At 35.3% G+C, this 20,876-nt stretch carries 17 protein-coding genes; 7 read left to right on the top strand and 10 right to left on the bottom strand.

The annotated features are described in order from the left end of the window. The 8 genes from K9M53_RS12715 to parS all read right to left on the bottom strand — a co-directional run bounded on the left by K9M53_RS12715 (position 1) and on the right by parS (position 7,616). The gene (locus K9M53_RS12715; protein WP_224015445.1) at positions 1–1,590 is read right to left on the bottom strand and encodes a hypothetical protein; all 1,590 of its coding nucleotides are present in this window, start codon (positions 1,588–1,590) and stop codon (positions 1–3) included. Beyond that, a complete protein-coding gene (locus K9M53_RS12710; protein WP_224015443.1) occupies positions 1,587–2,168 on the bottom strand; it encodes an RNA polymerase sigma factor in 582 nt (193 codons plus the stop codon). Before K9M53_RS12710 ends, K9M53_RS12715 begins: the two co-directional genes overlap by 4 nt. Beyond that, entirely contained in the window at positions 2,158–3,939 is a 1,782-nt protein-coding gene (locus tag K9M53_RS12705; protein WP_224015441.1) for a carboxypeptidase-like regulatory domain-containing protein, read from the bottom strand. Before K9M53_RS12705 ends, K9M53_RS12710 begins: the two co-directional genes overlap by 11 nt. A 228-nt stretch (positions 3,940–4,167) precedes the next feature. Then, a complete protein-coding gene (locus K9M53_RS12700; RefSeq protein ID WP_224015439.1) occupies positions 4,168–5,397 on the bottom strand; it encodes an MFS transporter in 1,230 nt (409 codons plus the stop codon). A gap of 131 nt (positions 5,398–5,528) precedes the next feature. Then, positions 5,529–6,161, bottom strand: a complete 633-nt coding sequence (locus K9M53_RS12695; RefSeq protein WP_224015437.1) for a deoxynucleoside kinase — start codon at positions 6,159–6,161, stop codon at positions 5,529–5,531. 56 nt (positions 6,162–6,217) lie between these two features. After that, positions 6,218–6,697 carry a 2-amino-4-hydroxy-6-hydroxymethyldihydropteridine diphosphokinase gene (gene folK, locus K9M53_RS12690; RefSeq protein ID WP_224015435.1) on the bottom strand — a complete coding sequence of 160 codons (480 nt, stop codon included), beginning with the start codon at positions 6,695–6,697 and terminating at the stop codon, positions 6,218–6,220. Next, positions 6,697–7,158, bottom strand: a complete 462-nt coding sequence (locus K9M53_RS12685) for an RES family NAD+ phosphorylase (protein ID WP_224015432.1) — start codon at positions 7,156–7,158, stop codon at positions 6,697–6,699. Before K9M53_RS12685 ends, folK begins: the two co-directional genes overlap by 1 nt. After that, entirely contained in the window at positions 7,155–7,616 is a 462-nt protein-coding gene (parS, locus tag K9M53_RS12680) for a type II RES/Xre toxin-antitoxin system antitoxin (protein ID WP_224015431.1), read from the bottom strand. The genes K9M53_RS12685 and parS overlap by 4 nt, the downstream gene beginning before the upstream one ends. 102 nt (positions 7,617–7,718) lie before the next feature. Here parS and K9M53_RS12675 point away from each other — a divergent pair, with 102 nt between their 5' ends. The 4 genes from K9M53_RS12675 to K9M53_RS12660 all read left to right on the top strand — a co-directional run bounded on the left by K9M53_RS12675 (position 7,719) and on the right by K9M53_RS12660 (position 12,039). Then, a complete protein-coding gene (locus tag K9M53_RS12675) occupies positions 7,719–8,846 on the top strand; it encodes an ABC transporter permease (RefSeq protein WP_224015429.1) in 1,128 nt (375 codons plus the stop codon). 64 nt (positions 8,847–8,910) lie between these two features. Beyond that, the gene (locus K9M53_RS12670; protein WP_224015428.1) at positions 8,911–9,429 is read left to right on the top strand and encodes an SRPBCC family protein; all 519 of its coding nucleotides are present in this window, start codon (positions 8,911–8,913) and stop codon (positions 9,427–9,429) included. 695 nt (positions 9,430–10,124) lie between these two features. Then, positions 10,125–10,685: an RNA polymerase sigma factor gene (locus K9M53_RS12665; RefSeq protein WP_224015427.1), complete on the top strand. Its 561-nt coding sequence runs from the start codon at positions 10,125–10,127 to the stop codon at positions 10,683–10,685. Beyond that, complete coding sequence (locus tag K9M53_RS12660) at positions 10,672–12,039, top strand: outer membrane beta-barrel protein (protein ID WP_224015426.1); 1,368 nt, start codon at positions 10,672–10,674, stop codon at positions 12,037–12,039. The genes K9M53_RS12665 and K9M53_RS12660 overlap by 14 nt, the downstream gene beginning before the upstream one ends. 12 nt (positions 12,040–12,051) lie before the next feature. Here the strand turns inward: K9M53_RS12660 and queG are convergent, their stop codons facing one another. Next, complete coding sequence (gene queG / locus K9M53_RS12655) at positions 12,052–12,972, bottom strand: tRNA epoxyqueuosine(34) reductase QueG (protein WP_390686758.1); 921 nt, start codon at positions 12,970–12,972, stop codon at positions 12,052–12,054. Between the two features lie 57 nt (positions 12,973–13,029). Between queG and K9M53_RS12650 the strand changes: the two genes are divergently transcribed. Together K9M53_RS12650 and K9M53_RS12645 are read left to right on the top strand one after the other, a co-directional pair. Beyond that, positions 13,030–15,054 carry a DUF3857 domain-containing protein gene (locus tag K9M53_RS12650; protein ID WP_224015424.1) on the top strand — a complete coding sequence of 675 codons (2,025 nt, stop codon included), beginning with the start codon at positions 13,030–13,032 and terminating at the stop codon, positions 15,052–15,054. Then, positions 15,054–16,964 carry a DUF3857 domain-containing protein gene (locus K9M53_RS12645; protein WP_224015423.1) on the top strand — a complete coding sequence of 637 codons (1,911 nt, stop codon included), beginning with the start codon at positions 15,054–15,056 and terminating at the stop codon, positions 16,962–16,964. Before K9M53_RS12650 ends, K9M53_RS12645 begins: the two co-directional genes overlap by 1 nt. A 1-nt stretch (position 16,965) precedes the next feature. Here K9M53_RS12645 and K9M53_RS12640 read toward each other — a convergent pair whose 3' ends face one another. Next, positions 16,966–18,081: a serine hydrolase domain-containing protein gene (locus K9M53_RS12640; RefSeq protein ID WP_224015422.1), complete on the bottom strand. Its 1,116-nt coding sequence runs from the start codon at positions 18,079–18,081 to the stop codon at positions 16,966–16,968. A gap of 70 nt (positions 18,082–18,151) precedes the next feature. Between K9M53_RS12640 and clpB the strand changes: the two genes are divergently transcribed. Then, positions 18,152–20,794 carry an ATP-dependent chaperone ClpB gene (clpB, locus tag K9M53_RS12635; RefSeq protein WP_224015420.1) on the top strand — a complete coding sequence of 881 codons (2,643 nt, stop codon included), beginning with the start codon at positions 18,152–18,154 and terminating at the stop codon, positions 20,792–20,794. The last annotated feature ends 82 nt before the right edge of the window (positions 20,795–20,876 follow it).

The following is a 20,876-nucleotide window of genomic DNA, read 5'->3' as shown; positions in this document are numbered from 1 at the left end:
TCATTTTATTTTGTAAGTAAGTCCTATACCAATACCAACCTGGTCTATCTTTTTATTAACAAATGTGTTTTTAACTTTTAGTTTGTCGCCATTAATTCTATAAACGGGCTCAGCGAATAAAGAAAGCTTTTTACCAAAAGGCTTTGTTATACGGAGACTGGCAAAGTAGTCTATACTTGATCGGTTATTTGAATTGGCGGGTTGAGTGCCGTCCGGATATTGCGCCTCAATATTTCCTTTTATAACATTGGTGTATTGCGTAGATACATTAAAATAAATACCTCCGTTTAACCCTACAGAAATTTTTGGCGTACTTATAAAATTGTATTGCAACAAAAGCGGAATACTAAACAGTGTATAAGTATTAGTTGCATGAATGGTTCTAAGTCCGGTTGAAATACTGGAGACAGTATCATTTCTTAAATAAGGCGGATTAACATTGTCGTTTACCAATCGCTGTATAGTGTTATAAGAAACTGTTGTATCGGTGCCTGATAAAGTGTTGTCTTCTTTTATTGTTGAATAATATACCCCTAATCCTATATTTAATTTATTACTGATGTTCTTTCTTACTAAAGCCTGGAAGCCAAATGAAAATTGAAGCGTTGATTTAAAACTATTGGTTGTTAAAGTTGATGTGGAACCATCGCTATTGGTAAGATATCTTTTTAAATACAATGGTTGGTCATATGCTTGCGAGGGAGAAAATGGAATAACAGAAACATCCAGCCACCACTGGTTTTTATGAGATTTATTATTTGATTTTTCTTTTTTATTACTGTTTGTATTCTTAACCAAATTGCCGGAATCTTTTCCGGCGGTTGTGAGTGATGAATCTTTTGTTTTAGTAAGCTGTTCTATTGGGCCTTCTATATTTTCAATCGGCGGCTGAATAGTTTTGGTGGTAGTTGTTATAGAGTTTTCTTCAGGTGCTGTTGTGCTTTCTTCGTTGGTGCCAGTTTTTATTTCATTTACATCCGGTGAAATTATTTTAGATTTTGTTTTGCTTTTTTTATTTCGTTCAGTATAAAAAGAAGCGGTATTTTTTTGTTCATAAGCTATTTCATCTGTTTCGCCACCAGTTATGACAGAACGGATTTTTTGTTTGGTAGATCTTTTACTATTTTTTGAATTGCCTTTTGGATTGATTGTAGTGGCAATAAAATTGTTAGGAAAGTTGGAGGTCTTTGTTGATGTATTTTCTATGTTGGTGAAATTAGTTGTTTGATGATCTGGTTTTCTTATGCTGTTTGTAATGAGGTTTTTTGTTTGAGTGCTGTCCGTTTTTGTATTGTTGGTTATTGAAAAAGGATTAGTGGTTGATATGTTTTGATTATTATTGTTGTTAGTTGAATTCTCCTTCTTTTGAGTATTGGACGCAGTGTTTTTGTTTGATACTGAATTGCTCTTATTAAAATAAAACACTCCTGTCACTATCAATCCAATGAGCAAGATCGATAGCCACCAAAAGAAAGGGTAGGGTTTTCTTTTCTTTTTGTTAATGATATTATCCCAGGCATCCGGGGGTACCTGCGCCTCATGATCTTGAGAACGCTGTTTTATAATATCATCTAAATTTTCATTACTCATATTTCAATACTGTTATATTGTTTGATAATAAGCTGCTGCAACATTTTCCTTGCTTTTAATAATTGTGTTCTTGAAGTGGTAGCCTGAATACCTAACATCTTACCGATTTCATCGTGACTATAACCTTCGATCACATTCATATTAAAAACAGTTCTGTAACCATCAGGCAGGCTGCGTATTAATTTATGTATCTCATCTTCAGATAATTTTGATACAACAATTGGTAAGTTGCTATTTATATTTTCGGGTACGGATTCTATATCTGTAAATTTTATTTTTCTTTTACTTAAATGACGGGTTGCTATACTAACAAATACACGGCGCATCCAGCCTTCCAGGCTACCTTCTGACCTGAATTGATGGAGATAAGCAAATATTTTAATAAATCCTTCCTGTAAAATATCCTGTGCTTCCTGTTCATCGTTACTATAGCGCAGGCAAAGCGACATCATCTTGCCGGAATATCTGTCAAATAAGAGCTTCTGGCAATGTGTGTTATTGTTTATACAGCCTTTTATCAGTTCTTCTTCTGTCAAACGGGTTATATGTTGATGCTTATTGTCTTTGTTATTGATCACGTGGTACTTTGAAACTACAACTGCTTATAACTATATCTCCTGCTATACCATTATGAAAAGTTACATTCGAAAAATTTCCGCTAATGTTTCCTGTACCGGCAGCGCCAAATTCTGTTATTGTTATTGGAAAACTACTTGGTGTTGGGGTATAGGCATATCCATTGTACCAAAAAGTTCCATTTACTGCTTGTTTGCTGCCTGTTCCACCGGTTTTAAAACTCACATTCAATATGCCACCGGTTGATGGGGATCCGATTACAATACTGGTAGAATCAATTATAGAATTATATATTCCTGATGAAGTAATATCGGTATATACAATTGGTGTTTGCCCCTGAACAGTAAAATCTATGTACTTAGATAAATTCAAAACAGGATTACATACTGTTAAAGTGCCTAAGTCATTATTGCCGGGCGTTACTGTTATTTTTTGTACCTCACTTACATAATTATTCGTTAGGTCATTTATAAAGATTGAAATATTCTTATTTGCACAGTAAAGCATATCAAAACTAAAGCTTCCATTGTTTGCGTTTATGGCTACTTTTTTACTGGTATTGTTGGAATCTATCAGGTATACAATGCCGTTAATTATCCGATTATTATTACAATCGACTGCAAAGCCAGTAATTGTTGATTGATTGGAACTGATATTGGCTGTAATAGTACCTGCGTCAATAGAAGTATTACCTGCAGTAAAAGTTTTAGCAAATACAGGCGAACCGCAAGCATTTAGTATACTTAATATAATATTGGAGTTGCCGGGGATCATTCCATATACATAACCGGCAGTATCGGTATAAGCTGTTCTGGCTGTATATGGTGAGCCATTAACCGCTAAAGAAACAGGAACATTTATTAAAGGATGAAGCGACTCATCTACAACCTGTGCTTTGAAATAAACTAAAGGTAAACCGATATCGCAATTCCAATAGGAGAAATGATTTACCTGCCCGGTATAATTATTTCCTGTTTTTGTTGCCTGGCTTTCTTGCAGCCATAGACCATTTGTTACATTAAATGACCACAAAGGAATGCTTGCAGGAGCAATGGACGCTAATTCTTGTGGGATAGGGAAACTGATGGTAGCTAATTTTCCATTGGCTATTTGCAATAGATTGCCATTTTGATCAGTCAATTCAACGGCTAACATGCCGTAGGTAATTAATGCATTTAAATAACCGGCGGTGTCTATTCCGCACAAGTTGCCGGGCATGTTTAAAGGCAGGTCATCTGATGAAGGATCGATCCAATGTGCTGCCACATTTATTACACCGCTATATGCTACATTGTTAGATGCTGTAACTACTGCATCAGCAGGTAATGTAACAGAAGCGCCTTCTGTAGTAGTTATGGCTCCGCCTGTAGTAGCATTAATAGTGCCTATTGTTTTTTTAGGGATTAATTTTAAGCGGATAAAACTTTCTTTTCCTTCATTAGCTACAAATGTTCTATAACCATTGAAATAACCACTCATACTTACCTGTATAAATGCGGCTGCCTTGGAAAAGGAAGCATTACCGATAGTAAAATAGCCAAATTTATCAGTAGTGGCAGAGGCTGTACCTGCTGTAACAAAAGCGCCTTCAACTGCATTGTTGTTTTCATCTGTAATAAAACCGCTTACCGTTGCAATTACTTTAGGTGTAAAATCGGGAATAATATGCGTATCTATTGGTGTATACTGTTCATCATTCTCATCTTTTCTGCAGGAATTCAGCAGGCAAAATGTGATAACAATGAACAGTACCAATGCCAGTATCTTTTTCATCTGTACATTTTTGCTTTTTTATAGGTAAACTTCGTAAAAACGGGCCTTTGCATAATAAGAGACAAAACTTTTTTACGTTGTTGTCTGCAATGTATTTATTTTTCGAAATTATTTTTGAGGAGACCTTTATGAGCTGCTTTAATAAAAGCTTAATAGTAGCAATGCCGATGAACGAAATGTGACACAACGATGTTGAATAAAGGAAAATGCCGGTATCAAAATAGAAAACTAATATTCCATCTTTTTTAAAGCAGGCGCCTTAATAGCTGTAAAGATCACTACTAAGACCGTCATGCAGCCACCAAAAACCACAGACGCAACATTGCCCATCAGTTTTGCAGAAACACCACTTTCGAACTGTCCAATTTCGTTAGATGAATTGATGAACATAGAGTTTACGCTCATTACCCTTCCGCGTAATTCATCAGGAGTTTTTAATTGCACGATATTGCTGCGCACTACTACGCTTACGCCGTCCAAAATGCCACTGATCAACAATGCTCCAAAGGAAAGCCAATACCATTTAGAAAGTCCAAATACAATAATGCAAATACCGAAGCCGGCAACGGCTAACAATAATTTTAATCCTTGTTTACGTTTTAATGGAGTTAATGTAAGCGAAAGTACCATGCAGATGGATCCTATATCTGCAGCAGCATTGAGCCAGCCAAAACCAATGGGACCAACATGTAAAATATCTTTTGCATACACAGGCACCATTGCAACAGCGCCACCAAAAAGTACAGCGAACAGATCTAGTGACAAAGCACCCAACACTTCTTTTGTTTTTAAAACATATTTCAATCCTTCACCAACCGCTTCCAGTGTTTTCTTTTCAGCGCTTATGATCGGCGGTATTTCTTTGATCCTGGATAATAAAAAACTGGCAACAGCAATAAATATTGTAATCACTAAAAAAGTACCTGTTACATTTATCCCTGCAATTAAAAATCCAGCCAAAGCATGCCCTGATATGCTGGCTGTTAAATACGCAGATGAATTTAATTGTGACGCAGTGGTTAATAATTCTCTTGGTACCAATGACGCAATGATAGCGCCAAAACTTGGACCGGTAAACGCTCTTACAATACCTGTGCAAAAAATAATACTATAAACAAAGGCAATGATAACTTTTTTGCCAAATGCGTCATTAAACCAATGTGTTGAAGTGCCTAATAGAATAGCTGCTGCAACAGCATATAATATAACCGTGCTAACCAATAATTTTCTTTTCTCGCTTTTATCAATTACAAGTCCTGCATATAATGCTAACGAAACGGCGGGAATAGCTTCTGCCAGCCCGATCATGCCAATGTAAAAAGCATCTCTTGTTAATTCGTACATCCACCAGGCAACCAATGTGCCCATCATGCGGATGCCCATTACAAAAACAAAACGACCAATGATGAAGTTTCTAAACTCAGGAATTTTTAAAGCGGCTGATATTGGTTTGTTCAAAAGAAAAATATTAGTGAAATGCAAAGATACGGCAAACGGGAAAGGCGAGTAGATGTGAGACGTCAATCGTGAAATGTGATATTATCAGGCCTCGTTTTTCACTTCTCAAGTCTGACGTTTCATGTTTCACGTCAAGGAAGTGTAATGTAATGTTGCCCATCGCTGTACTCTTTATCTAAAGCGTCAATCACAATTTGCAGATGACCGGAATCGCCTAAGAAATCAGCATTGGATGAATCAATAAATAGCGTTTTTATATTATGCTGTTTGATGTACTGAGTGTATGTTTCCTGTAGATTAAATAAATAACTGTTACTGATTGCCTGCTCGTATGTTCGATTACGACTTTTAATATTTTGTTGCAGCCTGTTAACAGGCGCATGCAAATAAATCAATATGTCGGGTTGAACGATCTGCGGGTTAATGATATCAAACAGTTTTTGATACAAACGAAATTCTTCATCCGGTAAATTAACCTTGGCAAACAATAAACACTTGGTAAAAAGATAATCTGAAACAGTAATGTTTTGGAACATGTCTTTTGTTTGCAGCAATTCTTTTAATTGTTTATAGCGTTCAGCCATAAAAAATAATTCCAGTGGAAAAGCATACTGTTGCGGGTTTTCGTAAAATTTAGGTAGAAAAGGATTGTCTGCAAATTGCTCTAATATCAATCGTGCATTAAAATGTTTACTAAGCATGTGTGCCAGCGTGGTTTTGCCGGCGCCAATATTTCCTTCTATGGTAATAAAATTATACTTCAATGTATAAGTAGCAGATTTGTATAGCGCAAAATACTTTTAAAGGATAGTAAGCCCAATTAAAATTTTTTCACATCCAGCTTGTCCTTACAAATGCTGAGTAATTGGTGGATATTTTTTTTAATGACAGGATGTTTGAAATTAGGTGAAAGTTCATTTAAGGGAGTTAAAACAAAACGTCGGTTTTGAATTTCAGGGTGAGGAACGATCAGGTCTTTTTGCTGAATTATGTCTTTATCGAAGAAAAGAATATCAATATCAATTATCCTGGGTGCATTTTTTATAGTGCGTACCCTGCCCATTTTTTCTTCAATTGCTAAAATAGTTTGTATTAATTTTTCAGGAGCTTGTTTTGTTGCAACTATAATAACCTGGTTTAAAAAATCAGGTTGATCATTATTTCCCCAGGCCGCTGTTTGATACAATTTTGACTGACGAATAACATTGCCAATATTTTTTTCGATCAGCTTGATTGCTTTTAACAGTTGTTGTTGGCTATTGCCTATGTTGCTTCCAAGAAGTAGATATATTCTGTTCATTAAAAATGAAAAAGTCGTTGATCAGGTTTAAAAGGATTTGTTTTATTGATTTTTATTTTCTTAAAATCAGTGTGTAAAGGGTTTAAAAGAAAATTATATTCTTCTGTTACTACCACCGAAGGAACTTTTAAAATAAGATTTTCTTTTGCTTTTATGAATTCATCGCCAATAAAGCGGGTGTACTCTACATCTTCAATCCAATCTTTCTTTAGTTTTTCTGCATTTATTTCCCGAACAAGAGAATTGTCCGGAATAAAGATATACAGCAGATCCAACCCAAACGATTTGGTGTAATTAGAAAAGTTTGAATGCACCAGCATTTCAAGCAATGTTAGTGAAATATATTGTGACGTATATAATAAAGGAATACCTTTTGAATTCCAACGTCCTCCATTGATCTTAGCACCGTTTCCCGAAATGTCGTTATTGTACAGCGAATTGGTAATGCGATAAGTGATCATGCAAATATGCCGTGTTGGATTCTTCCTAATTGCGTAAGAATTCTGTTAATGCCTTCAGAAGATTTTAATGAATCGAAAGATAGGTTTCCTTCTAACATAAATGGATTTTGCTTTAACCAGCTATAGAATTTATCAATGCTCCCAAAAGTAACTTTGCCCTGTTTTAAAACTTCGGCAATTTGCACAGCCCTCTCAGCATTAATAGGTGCAAACACGCCGTTATTTTTTGCATAGCGCTGTAAAGTGCGTTCGCTAATGTGCAGTACCGATGCCCATTCTGCTTGTGTAAGCGGTGTTTTATCGGCGATTTTTTTAAATTCGTTGTAAGTAAAGTCTTTGGTAACCGGTGAAACTACCTTTAATGTTTTATAAAATGCAACGGGTTCTTCTACCTTTGAAATGATTTCATCGGCATGCTTGTATGCCGCTGTTTTTTTAGATTTAATACCTTTTTTCATTTCCTGCCATTTGTCACCGAATTTACGACAAATGTCTGTAATTCTTAAATTTTTCTCCCACTTTTTTTCTTAATAGTTTTGCTGAAACTTTCCTACACAATAATGCAGCAATATAGTCAGTTCAAAGCCTTGTTGGCCATAGCAAAAGCAAGTTTAAGAGCTATTTTCAGAAGCCCACAATCTGTTTTTTTCTCTATGTTTTTTCCAATTGTATTGATAGTGATCTTTGGTGCTATCAGTAATGGAGGTGGGGGCATAAGTATGGATGTTGCAATTGATAAAAAAGCAGATACAAGCAATGCTGTATATGAAGCAATAAAACATTCTCCCTTTTTATACTTTCATTCAGGAAGTGAAGATTCTTTGGTGGATCTGATGCAAAAAGGAAAGATCACTGCACTTATCAATATTGTAAAACTTCCAAAAACCAGTGATAAGGAATTTGAACGCGACTTTACAGATAAGTATAATATCCAATTGAGATCATCATCTGCTAACCAACGGGAATTGCCCGGCTTACAAGCTATTTTAGAAAACACCATAGAAAAAATTAATAAAGGTGCAGGTGTTACTTCACCTTCTATTGCAACAATATCAAAGCCTGATATTATACAGGGAAGAGAGTATAAATTAATTGATTTTTATTTGCCGGGTATGATCGGCTTTTCCTTGATAGGCTCTGCAGTTTTTGGAGTAGCTTTTTTGTTTTATAGTTTAAGAGAAACTCTTGTATTAAAACGATTATATGCATCTCCTATCCGCAAGCGTAATATAATTTTGGGAGAAACTTTGTCCCGAATAATATTTCAATTGTTTACAGTAGTTATTTTAATACTATTCGGAACTTTTTTCTATCATTTTACATTAGCGAATGGGATAGAAACATTCCTGAATATGCTGGTTGTAAGTACTTTGGCAGTATTGGTTTTTATGGGTGTTGGATTTATCATCAGCAGTGTTGCAAAAAACCAGAATGTAATTCCCATATATTCAAACTTATTCATGATTCCCCAATATTTTTTATCAGGCACTTTTTTTTCAAAAGCTGCTTTGCCTAATAATATTCAATGGTTGATAAAAATATTGCCATTAACAGCTTTGAATGACAGCCTACGTAAGATTTCTTTTGAAGGAGCACATATTACAAGTTGTGGCAAAGAAATAGGAGTTCTTGCTATTTGGGGCATCATAGTATACGCAATTGCTATTAAAGTATTCCGTTGGGAATAATAAAATATTGATTCCGGTAAAGAAAGAAATTGCTGCATTCCAAACCTATTTTTCAATAAAATTTATGAGATTTATAAAGCCCTTTTTAATTGGATTAACTGGACTGACAATCGTTATTACATTAATGTCTCTTTTGCTGCCATCTCAAATAAAAATTTCAAGGGCTGTTGTAATTAATAGTTCCGCTTATAAAATTTACCCACAAGTAGCAGATCTAAGAAATTGGAAAAACTGGCAACCGCTGTTTGCAGACAGTGGGTCTGCTATTACCTATTCAGACTCTTTAAATAAAAACCCTTTTTGCGATATAAATTCTGAAGGCAGGCAATTGCACATACAAATGCTATCTAATATGCCTTCGGCAATACAATTTTTGTTGCAATCAAAAAATGAAAAAGATATTTTCAATGAAATAAGCATTACTCCAATAAATACAAATCAAACACAGGTTGAATGGAAGACCTTAGTTAAACTCAGCTGGTTCCCCTGGGATAAATTTCGCGGCATTTTTATTGACAGAATAATTGGCCCCGGTTACGAAGAGTCTTTAAATAATTTAAAAAAGATTACCGAGACCAACTAATCATATCAAAATGTTTTTACACTGATCACAGGATACATAAAAAATTTTGAGAGGTTGATGAGTGTTTTGACATTGAATTTTACAAGGTTTCAACAGGTTTGGATTTTAACGTACTCAGGTACGGATTAAAGAGGATTTTTCGAACGAAACATTGTTTTTCAAAAGGTACAAAATTGTTTAAAACTGAATTTTAAACATCTTCAACAGGATTTGGATATTAAGTTCTCAAGGCACAGATCAAAAACAAGTTTTTCACGGATTACATGTTTTCAAAAGAGTACTGGATTTCGGTTTTAAAAAGTAGAAACAGCCGGATGTTTTGATAGGTGTTGTACGGATTAAAAACGGGCTTTTCTGGATATTGTAACGATTTTGGTTTTTGATATTGGATATTAAAATCGTTTACCGGCTGTTTCTATTTTTTATTTTGATTCTTTTACTCGTCTGTTGCATTATTGTAAGACAAAGATATATTCCTCTAAAAAGGTTATTTGTAGTATTGATAGTTGAGTTGTGTCGTATTTTGCCTACAAATATTTGACTTATATCATTGTTTTTTGAACCAACAAGACCAGGTTTTATGTAACAAGCGCAATACCAACACTATTTGTATCATAATCATTTTAATTTCTGCGTTGTAATTTTTAATTTGTTGTGCAACGATTCAACATATGCTATTGTCAAATCCGTAGATCATGGATTATAACTTACTGGTAAAACAATGTTTAAAGCAGAAATCGGATGCTCAGCGTCAGCTGTACGAGCATTTTGCTCCTGCTATGTTTGTGGTTTGTTACCGGTATACAAAATCCACTAAAGATTCGGAAGATATTTTACAAGAGGGATTTGTAAAAGTGTTTAAAAACTTGCATCAATATCGCTCAGAAGGTGAATTGGGCGCATGGATCAGAAGAATAATGGTAACAACTGCGCTCAACTATTTAAAGCGCAATAAAAAATATCAAAACGAATTGTCCTTTACAAACGAGGTATTGCACCCGGTTTCTGATGAAAACCCAACCGTTAAATTGGATGCTAAGCAATTAGCTGATTTAGTAAGGCAATTACCCACAGGATTTCAAACCATTTTCAATTTATATGCGATAGAAGGTTATTCGCATATAGAAATAGCGGAGATGTTAGGAATTAATGAAGGCACTTCCCGATCACAATATTCAAGAGCAAGAGCATTGTTGATCTCATGGATAGAAAAACATTCTTCGGTTTCAAAAAGAGAAAGCTATGCAGGAAAATAATTTTGAAAAGCAAGTGCAGAAAAAGATAGAAGAGTTGCAATTGCATCCTTCTGCAGAAGTATGGCAAAAGGTAGAGCTGGAGATCAGGCAGGACAAAAGGCGCAGGGTCGGGTTCTGGTTTTTGTTATTGGGGCTATTGCTTCTTTCGGGGGGAGTTTATTGGTGGACATCAAAAGCTGATAAGACTAATAGGATTGTCTCAATTAATCAACATCAATCAATTCCATCAAAGCAAAATGGTTTAAAAGAAAGTGCAAACGAAAATAAAGTTGTTGAGAATGAAAAAAGTATTGGGTTAACAGAAAATATATTAGTAACCGATAAACGAAAAAGGATAAAAGCCATTTCATTCATTAGTAGTAAAATCAATACACAACCCACAGGCATTACTGTAAAGCGAAAAAAAACTACTAAGCAAAAAATTACAACCACTGTATCAAATGTCGATACAGATGAAATGGTAAAGGGTGAAGAAGAACAAAACGGAGCAGCAACTTTTGATTCAATAATTAATATAGAAGGTAAAATAAATAATGACCCTATAAAAATCAATGATAGCTTATTGGCTAAAACAGAAAAGAAGGAAATAAATAAAAATGTGATTGTTTCTAAAGGTGACTCGGCATCTACTAAAAAGAAAAAAAGCAAATGGAGTTTTGCTGTTCAGGCGGCAGCAGGAATAGCTGCAACAGGAAAAGGATATTTTGGAAACAATAATAGTTATTACGATGTGGCACCTCCATTAACTTCAGGCGGATCTGTAACGCCTACTGGGCCTCAATATAGTAATTCGGTCTATTTCTCTCGTATTAGCTCTTCATTGGCAGGAAAATTGGGTATTTCTGCTACGTATGCTCTTTCAAAAAAATGGAGCATAGTTACAGGAGTAACGTATAAATTATATACAACTACAATGAAAACCGGCAATAGTGAAGATAGTGCCGGTTTTACCGTTTATAAAACTGGAAGCAACAAAACATATCGCAATTCGTATCAGTTTATCGATATTCCAATTGAATTTCAGTTTCGTGTGGGGAACAATGATAAGTTATCAATGCATGCTATAGCAGGTATTAGTTTATCGAAACTGGTTGCAACAAACACTCTTCAGTTTGATCCGGCAAGGAATGGAGGCAACGGATTATATTATCCCGACAACTCTTTGCTTAATAACACGGGAGTTGGTATAACTGCAGCTTATTTGTTTGATCTGATCTATGGTAAAAAAATAGCACTACAGCTTGGTCCGGATTTTTATTATGGTTTGTCAACAGTAGCTAAAACAGGTATGTATGCAAATAGTCACTATAGCTTTATAGGAGTCCGGGTACAAACACAGATCGGTAAAAAATAAAGGAATAAAAATTCAATAATTATTTATGAACTGAAGATTTCTTTTAATTCCTTTCCATTTACTTCGTTTCAATGGAGAATGAGCAAATATTTTTTTAAAACTTTCTTCGCTTAATTCCTCCCAATCATTTTTAGTAAAATCTAATATCTCTGGAATGGGGTTAAAGCTGATTTCTTTAGTAGGTTTTGAAAAACGATTCCAGGGGCAAACATCCTGGCAGGTATCACAACCAAACATCCAGCCATCAAACTTGTTTTGCATGTTTTCCGGAATCAGCATTTCTTTTAGTTCAATGGTGAAGTAAGAAATACATTTGCTTCCATCAATTACTTTGTTTGGTAAAATGGCATCTGTAGGGCAGGAGTCAATACAACGTGTACAGCTTCCGCAATAATCCTTTACATATGCGTTGTCATAATTTAATTCAAGATCAGTTATCAGCGTAGCTATAAAAAAGAAAGAACCTTGGTGCTTATTAATGAGATTTCCATTTTTACCGATCCAGCCCAATCCGCTTTTTAATGCCCATGTTCTTTCCAATACCGGGGCAGAATCTACAAAGCCTCTTCCGTTTATGTCTCCAATGTTTTCTTTTATAAGCGTTATTAATGCATTTAGTTTTTCTTTTATTACTTCATGATAATCCTTACCATAAGCATACTTGGCAATTTTAGGAACATCTTCATTTTGTTGTTGATCAGGAAAATAATTTAGCAATAAAGTAATAACTGATTTTGCACCAGGTACCAATTTAGAGGGGTCTATACGTAGGTCAAAATAGTTCTCCATATAATGCATGGAACCATGCATATCTTTCTTCAACCATTGTTCTAATCGGCGGGCATCTTCTTCTAATTGCACAGCTTTTGCAATGCCACAATAATCAAAACCTAAGTCTTTAGATTTGAGTTTAATAAAATTTGTTCTGTCCAAAAGAATCATATTAAAAAATGGAATATCTTTCGCCAAATAATCCCAAATCTACTTAATATGTTCAGCAAATCTTTATCCGTGCTATCTCTGTTATTGTTTAGCTGTTTGTTGTCCCTGGCACAACAAGAAAAAACACCTGTAAAATTCGGACACGTAACAAAAGATGATTTTGATGTTAGCAAGTATAATGTAGATACATCTGCAGGAGCTGTAATAGTTTCTGATGTTGGCTATAGCGATTTTGAAGGTAATTCAGCAGGCTGGTTTAGTCTTGTGTTTAAACACCAAAAACGAATCAAAATTATTAATAAGAACGGATTTGATTTGGCTGATGTGTCCGTGTATTTATATAAAAATAGTGGTGGAGAAGAAATATTATCAAATGTAAAAGCATCTACTTATAATATAGAAGATGGAGAGGTAAAAGAAACAAAAATGAAAAGCGATGCTATTTTTTCTGACCAATATGATCAGAAAAGGCTTATTAAAAAATTTACGCTTCCTTCTGTAAAAGAAGGTTCAATTATAGAATATAGTTATGTAGTTCATTCGGACTTTTTGTTTGATCTGCAACCGTGGGCCTTTCAGGATAATTACCCGGTAGTGTGGAGTGAATATTCAGTAAACATTCCTGAATATTTTGATTATGTCACTTTATTTCAGGGGTATGAACCATTCAGCATAAAAACAGAAGAATCCGGTTCTGCTGTTTATAATATTACCATTCATCCGGATGGGCAATCGGGAAGAGCAGAAAATCTTACATTATCTCCTAATACTTCTCAAAAACGTTGGGTAATGAAAAACGTGCCTGCATTAAAAGAAGAAGCTTATACAAGTTCTATTAAAAATCATATCGCAAAGATCGAATTTCAATTGGCTGGAATAAAACTTCCTAATCGGCCTTACGAAAGTATAATGGGCACCTGGACCAAAGCCTCAGAAGAATTATTAAAACGGGAAGATTTTGGAGATCGGCTTAACAGGAACAATGGATGGCTAAATGACGAGTCAGCCAATATTTTATCTGGTGCAACAACTGGTTTGGATAAGACAAAGAAGATATATTATTATGTGCGTAATAATATTAAATCAACAGATATAAAAGGAATATTATTAGATAAAAACCTGAAAGATGTTTTTAAAAATAAAAGCGGTTCAATTGCCGATATAAATATGTTATTGGTAACCATGCTTCGTCATGAAAACATTCAGGCAACGCCGGTTATATTAAGTACAAAAAGTCATGGTTACACTAGTCCTTATTATCCTATCATTGATAAATTTAATTATGTGGTGTGCCAGGTTACTTTAGATTCTAGTACTTATTACTTAGATGCATCTCAACATTATTTAGGATTTAATGAACTTCCGTCTTATTGCTATAATGGGCATGCACGAATAATAGATAACGAAGCAAAACCTGTGTTTTTTTCCTCAGATATATTAAAAGAGAATAAGCTCACAGGCGTGATATTATTTAAAGATAGCACTCCGGGTAAGTGGAGTGGTAATATTCTATATAATTTGAATTTTGATGAATCAAATGAACTAAGAGAAAAAATTGCAACAAAAGGAATGGAGGATGTTGAAAAAGGGCTTACTGCTTCAAATACAGATGAATGTTCTATTTCAAAAATAAAGTTTGAAGATAAAGACGACTGTGAAAAGCCGTTAACAATGAAATGTAATGTTACTGCTGAAGGAACAACGGCTGACAACATTATTTATTTTTCTCCGATAATGCGAAACGAATACAAGGAAAATCCGCTTAAATCGGCAGAAAGAAAATATCCTGTGGAAATGCCTTATTTAATTGATGATAAGTATTCACTTAGCATAGAAATACCCGATGGATATGTAGTAGATGAACTTCCGAAATCAAGTAAGGTAACTTTTAATGAATCGGATGCAACTTTTGATTACCTTATTGTTGCGGATGCAGAGAAGATTGACCTTTTGTTTCATTTGCAATTTTTTAAAGCCACTTTCTCGCAGGATAGTTATGAAGACCTGAGAGGTTTTTTTGACTATATAGTAAAGAAATGCAGTGAGCAAATCGTATTTAAGAAGAAACAATAATGATGAAAAGAATAGCCTGTTTTTTATTGCTGAACATTTGTTGGTCTTTACACATAGCAGCACAGGAAAATAAGTATGCAGTTAGTGCAATACCTGTCGAATTATTAAAAAACGCCAATGCTGTTAAAAGGGTTGAAGAACTGAAAATTATTATCAATACTGGTGATAAAGCTACTATTTATCAAAAGTATGCTATCACTATTTTAAATGAGGGCGGAGATCACCAAGCAGATTTCGTTACGTTTTATGATGCCTTCCGGGATGTAAAACATATAGAAGGCAAGTTGTATGATGCGAATGGGAAAAAGATACGCTCTATGAAAAAAGATGACCTGGAAGATATAAGCGCTGTAGGAGCAAATATTATTACAGATGGAAGAGTTAAGCATCATAATTTTCAATGTAGACAATATCCTTATACAATAGAGTATGAATCAGAAACAGATTGTGATGATATCTTTTTTCTACCCGCATGGCAACCTGTAGAGGATGATAAATATGCTGTGCAATTAAGCGCTTTGCAGGTTCAATGTCCAGCTTCTTATACGCTTCGCTATAGAATGTTTAATTACAATAAAGCTCCTGATAGTGCAATAAATAATGCTGTTAAAACATATAACTGGTCTGTAGAAAATATTGCTGCTGTTTTAGATCAGCAATATCAACCTGACTGGTATAAGCTAACTCCAACGGTTTTTTTGGCACCTTCCGATTTTAAAATGCAAGATTATGACGGCAATATGAATACATGGAAGGGATTTGGAGAATTTATTACAGCTTTAAACGAGGGCAGGGATGAATTGCCGGATGCGATCAAACAAACAGTTCATTCTTTAACGGATAAAATTCAGGATGTTCATGAAAAAATAAGATTGCTTTATGAATACATGCAAAAGAATACACGCTATGTAGGCATTCAATTAGGTATTGGAGGATGGCAACCGTTTAGTGCTTCGTATGTAGCTACTAAAGGATATGGCGATTGTAAAGCGTTAAGTAATTATATGTGTTCATTATTGAGAGAAGCAGGAATTAAAGCTGATTATGTACTTATTTTGGCAGGTAGAAACAAAACAGGGTTAATAGATGATTTTCCCTGTAATCTTTTTAACCATGCAATTGCTTGTGTGCCTATGAAGACGGATACCGTTTGGCTAGAGTGTACAAGCCAAATACTTCCTGCCGGGTATTTAAGTGGATTTACTTGCAACAGAAGCGCCTTATTAATTGATGGTGGAAATAGTAAATTGGTTCACACGCCGGACTATGAAAAAAGAGATAACATCCAGTTGAGAAAGATAAAAGCAACAGTTGATAGTACAGGTTTTTTGCAGTTAGACGCAGACACGAAATATGCCTGTTTGCAACAAGATGCTTTATTTGAAATGATCCATGCATTATCAAAAGAAAAGATAAAAGATGAATTAAGAGAAAAATTTAACCTGCCCTCTTTTGATCTTGTTTCGTATAAATATTCTGAAGAAAAGAACAGCATGCCTGTTGTAGAAGAAAATGTTCAGATCACGTCAGGAAGCTATGCTACAATAAGTGGAAAGCGGCTTTTTGTAATGCCTAATATTCTTTCGCGTTACGAAAATAAGTTTACTGACTATGAAAAGCGTACATGCGATATAGTTATTAAGACAGAATATCGTGATATTGATACAGTAGAGATCACCATTCCTAAAGGGTATTCTCCTGAAGCTTTACCTGCAGATGTATCGATCGAATCTAAGTTTGGAAGATATAGTTGTTCAGCGAAAGTATCAGCAGAAAAGATTACTTACTATAGAATGAATGAAAGAGTTGCCGGCGTATATCCAGCAAGTGATGGCAAAGTATTGGCGGATTATTTAAATAAAATTTCTAAGGCAGATAGGGAAAAGATCGTTTTCGTAAAGAATGGTTAAGTTATTGAGAAAATACTTCATCTACCAATCCTTTTAACTCTGTGTATTTTTCTTTTCTTCCTTTATAATTGATGTTGACCGTAAACAAAAAAGCAGCATAATTTTTCTGTTTATCTACCCATGGAAAACTTCCAAATAATCCCGGACTACTTACTGCGTTTGAGATCGTATTATATGTAGCATCCATTGTCCATTCCCCATAGCCATACCCCCAATCTTCAGCTCCCGGGGGAGTATATGCAATAACAACATCCTGTGAAATTCTGTTTATTTGCATGGCTGCAATCGACTCTTTACTTAAAACCTGCTTGCCATTAAAGATACCATTGTTCAAGATCATTTCTAAAAAATTCAAATAATCTAATGGAGTGCTTAAAGCACTTCCCGCAGCTAAAGGAACTTTACCATCGCCAAAATCAGTATTCAACATTTTGCAAGGTTTAGCGATTCTTTCTTTAAATAGAGTATTAAAATCTTTGGCACCGATCTTTTCAATGATCGCTGCTGCAATTTGTAGGCCGGCGCTACTGTAATGAAATGTTTTTCCCGGTTCACCATCCATTGATGCCCTGGCTATATTGTTGATTGCCTCTTCCATCGAAGCTGCATTATTGATCAGATCCCTGCTTTCTTTTAAAGAGCCTGACTTAATTCCGGTTAAATGACTTAAGCAATATTTTACTTTAATGCCGCCCTTACCATATTTATTCATCACCGGTAAATATTTGCCGATCGTATCTTCTAAATTCAATTTGCCTTCATCTACAAAACTCATTACCAATGCAGCGCTTAACCATTTGCTACAACTGGCGATCGGAGCTTTACTGGTGTCAGAAAATTTAAGTGCCTCATCGGTTGCCGGTCTTCCCTGTCTTTTTGCTAAAAATTTGCCTACCATTTTTTGCCGCCAGCCAAGGTTATTAGCTGCATTGTCATACACAACCTTTCCATCCTTATAAACAACAATAACAGCTCTGCCACCTAATTCCTTTACATTTTGGCCGAGCCAGGCATCAACTTTGCTAAAATTATATTGGGCAAAAGAAACCTGTAATAATAACATGAAAACTACAATCAGGCTGCATTTGCGACAGGTTATATTAAAATTATAAGACATAATTGCGTAACAAAAACGTTTGGATTATTCTTTGCTTTGAATGTTTAAACTTAAAAGCAATATTAAATATATGAATCTAAATAATTTCACAATAAAAGCACAGGAAACCATTGCAAAAGCGCAGCAATTGGCGTTTAACCAACGGAATCCTAATATAGAAACGGAACACTTGCTAAAAGCATTGTTGAGCGACGAAGATTCGCCGATTGAATTTCTATTAAAGAAAAACAATGTGAATGTGAACTTTGTTGAAAGCAAATTGGATGAAAGTATTCAAAAACTTCCTCCTGTTCAGGCAGGCGAACCCGCACAATCTATCAGTAGGGATGGCAACAATGTTATTTTAAAAGCAGGCTCTTTATTAAAAACATTTAATGATGAGTTTGTAAGCGTTGAACATTTATTGCTGGCTATTCTGCAAGGCAACGACAATACAGCCAAGATATTAAAAGATGCAGGTTTAACAGAAAAGGGTTTGATCGCGGCTGTAAAAGATCTGCGTAAAGGCTCAACTGTATCTTCCCAAACACAGGAAACACAATTCAATTCATTGAATAAATATGCAAAGAACCTGAATGAAATGGCACGTACAGGAAAATTAGACCCGGTTATTGGTCGTGATGAAGAGATCCGTAGGACCTTGCACATACTTTCCCGTCGTTCAAAAAACAACCCCATTTTAGTAGGTGAACCCGGCGTTGGTAAAACTGCTATTGCCGAAGGTTTGGCAATGCGTATTGTAAATGGCGATGTTCCCGAAAACTTAAAATCAAAGATCATTTATGCATTGGATATGGGGCAGTTAATTGCCGGCGCAAAGTATAAAGGTGAGTTTGAAGAACGTTTAAAATCAGTTATTAAAGAAGTTACTACCAGCGAAGGCGAAATAGTGTTATTTATAGATGAGATACATACGTTGGTGGGTGCAGGCGGCGGTGATGGAGCTATGGATGCAGCTAATATTTTAAAACCTGCCCTTGCTCGTGGTGAATTAAGAGCAATTGGCGCCACCACATTAAATGAGTATCAAAAATTCTTTGAAAAAGATAAGGCATTAGAACGTCGCTTCCAGAAAGTAATGATCGATGAACCTACTGTTGATGATGCAATTTCCATTTTGCGTGGATTAAAAGATCGTTATGAAACCTACCACCACGTACGTATAAAAGATGAAGCAATTATTGCTGCGGTTGAATTATCACATCGTTATATAACTGATCGTTTTTTACCGGATAAAGCCATCGACTTAATTGATGAAAGTGCAGCAAGGTTAAGATTGGAAATGAATTCTATGCCGGAAGAACTAGACAAGCTCGAAAGACAGATCCGTCAACTGGAAATAGAAAGAGAAGCTATCAAAAGAGAAAATGATGAAGTAAAGCTGAAAGAATTGAATACTGATATATCCAATCTTTCTGTTGAACGAGATACGTTTAAAGCTAAGTGGAAACAGGAAAAAGAGATCGTTGAAAAAATTCAATCTGCTAAAGCAAATGTGGAGCAATTGAAATTAGATGCCGAAAAAGCAGAACGAGAAGGTGATTATGGAAGAGTTGCTGAAATACGTTATGGTAAAGTGCAGGAACAGGAAAAGATCATTGCAGAACAAATGCTGCAATTAGATGAAATAAGTGAAAAGCGCTTATTGAAAGAAGAAGTAGATGCGGAAGATATTGCTGAAAATGTAGCAAAATCAACCGGCATTCCTGTTACAAAAATGCTGCAAAGCGAACGCGAAAAATTATTGAACCTGGAAGATGAATTACATAAAAGGGTAGTTGGGCAGGAGGAAGCTATTGAAGCGGTAAGTGATGCGATACGTAGGAGCAGGGCAGGTTTGCAAGATCCTAAAAAACCGATAGGCTCATTTATTTTCTTAGGTACAACCGGTGTTGGTAAAACAGAATTGGCAAAAGCATTGGCTGATTATTTGTTTGATGATGAGGGCATGATAACCCGTATCGATATGAGCGAATACCAGGAAAAACATTCGGTAAGTCGTTTGGTAGGTGCACCTCCCGGCTATGTTGGTTATGATGAAGGTGGACAACTGACCGAAGCGGTTAGAAGAAAGCCTTATTCTGTAGTATTGTTGGATGAAATTGAAAAAGCGCATCCGGATGTATTTAATGTATTGTTACAAGTGTTGGACGATGGTCGCTTGACCGATAATAAAGGTCGCGTTGTGAATTTCAAAAACACTATCATCATCATGACAAGCAACCTTGGCAGCACTATTATCCAGGATAATTTTGAAAAGGTTTCAGATGAAAATAAAGATGAGATCGTAGAAAGTACAAAGGCAGAAGTTTTAAACTTATTACGTCAAACCATTCGTCCGGAATTTTTAAACAGGATCGATGAAACCATATTATTCCAGCCTTTAATGAGAAAAGAAATAAAAGGTATTATCAGCATACAATTGGATAATTTGAAAAAACTGGTAGCACAAAATGGCATCCAGTTAGAGTTCAGCGAATATGCGCTCGATTACCTGGCAGAAAATGGCTACGACCCTCAGTTTGGTGCCCGTCCTTTAAAAAGGTTGATCCAAAAAGAGATCGTAAATCAATTAAGTAAGCGCATTTTGGGCGGTAGTATCGATAAAACAAAACCTGTTTTGGTGGATGTATTTGACGGTACAGTAGTTTTCAGAAATGAGGCTGCTCACACCGAAAAAGAGCCAAAAAAGCAACGGGAAAAGGTAAAATAAAGTAGTTTTTTCAAAAATAAAACGTTGATTATCAGTTAATTTATAGTTAATCAGCAAAAAATTACATTATCGGTACAGTTGT

Source organism: Ferruginibacter albus (assembly GCF_020042285.1).
GTDB lineage: Bacteria > Bacteroidota > Bacteroidia > Chitinophagales > Chitinophagaceae > Ferruginibacter > Ferruginibacter albus.
This window is presented reverse-complemented; position numbering and strand designations above follow the sequence as displayed.

Coding starts and splice junctions, on each gene's coding strand:
- K9M53_RS12665 (WP_224015427.1), top strand. CDS start 10,125: ATGGATTATAACTTACTGGTAAAACAATGTTTAAAGCAGAAATCGGAT.
- K9M53_RS12650 (WP_224015424.1), top strand. CDS start 13,030: ATGTTCAGCAAATCTTTATCCGTGCTATCTCTGTTATTGTTTAGCTGT.
- K9M53_RS12705 (WP_224015441.1), bottom strand. CDS start 3,939: ATGAAAAAGATACTGGCATTGGTACTGTTCATTGTTATCACATTTTGC.
- K9M53_RS12675 (WP_224015429.1), top strand. CDS start 7,719: ATGCAGCAATATAGTCAGTTCAAAGCCTTGTTGGCCATAGCAAAAGCA.
- K9M53_RS12645 (WP_224015423.1), top strand. CDS start 15,054: ATGATGAAAAGAATAGCCTGTTTTTTATTGCTGAACATTTGTTGGTCT.
- K9M53_RS12715 (WP_224015445.1), bottom strand. CDS start 1,590: ATGAGTAATGAAAATTTAGATGATATTATAAAACAGCGTTCTCAAGAT.
- parS (WP_224015431.1), bottom strand. CDS start 7,616: ATGAAAAAAGGTATTAAATCTAAAAAAACAGCGGCATACAAGCATGCC.
- folK (WP_224015435.1), bottom strand. CDS start 6,697: ATGAACAGAATATATCTACTTCTTGGAAGCAACATAGGCAATAGCCAA.
- K9M53_RS12660 (WP_224015426.1), top strand. CDS start 10,672: ATGCAGGAAAATAATTTTGAAAAGCAAGTGCAGAAAAAGATAGAAGAG.
- clpB (WP_224015420.1), top strand. CDS start 18,152: ATGAATCTAAATAATTTCACAATAAAAGCACAGGAAACCATTGCAAAA.
- K9M53_RS12640 (WP_224015422.1), bottom strand. CDS start 18,081: ATGTCTTATAATTTTAATATAACCTGTCGCAAATGCAGCCTGATTGTA.
- K9M53_RS12685 (WP_224015432.1), bottom strand. CDS start 7,158: ATGATCACTTATCGCATTACCAATTCGCTGTACAATAACGACATTTCG.
- K9M53_RS12670 (WP_224015428.1), top strand. CDS start 8,911: ATGAGATTTATAAAGCCCTTTTTAATTGGATTAACTGGACTGACAATC.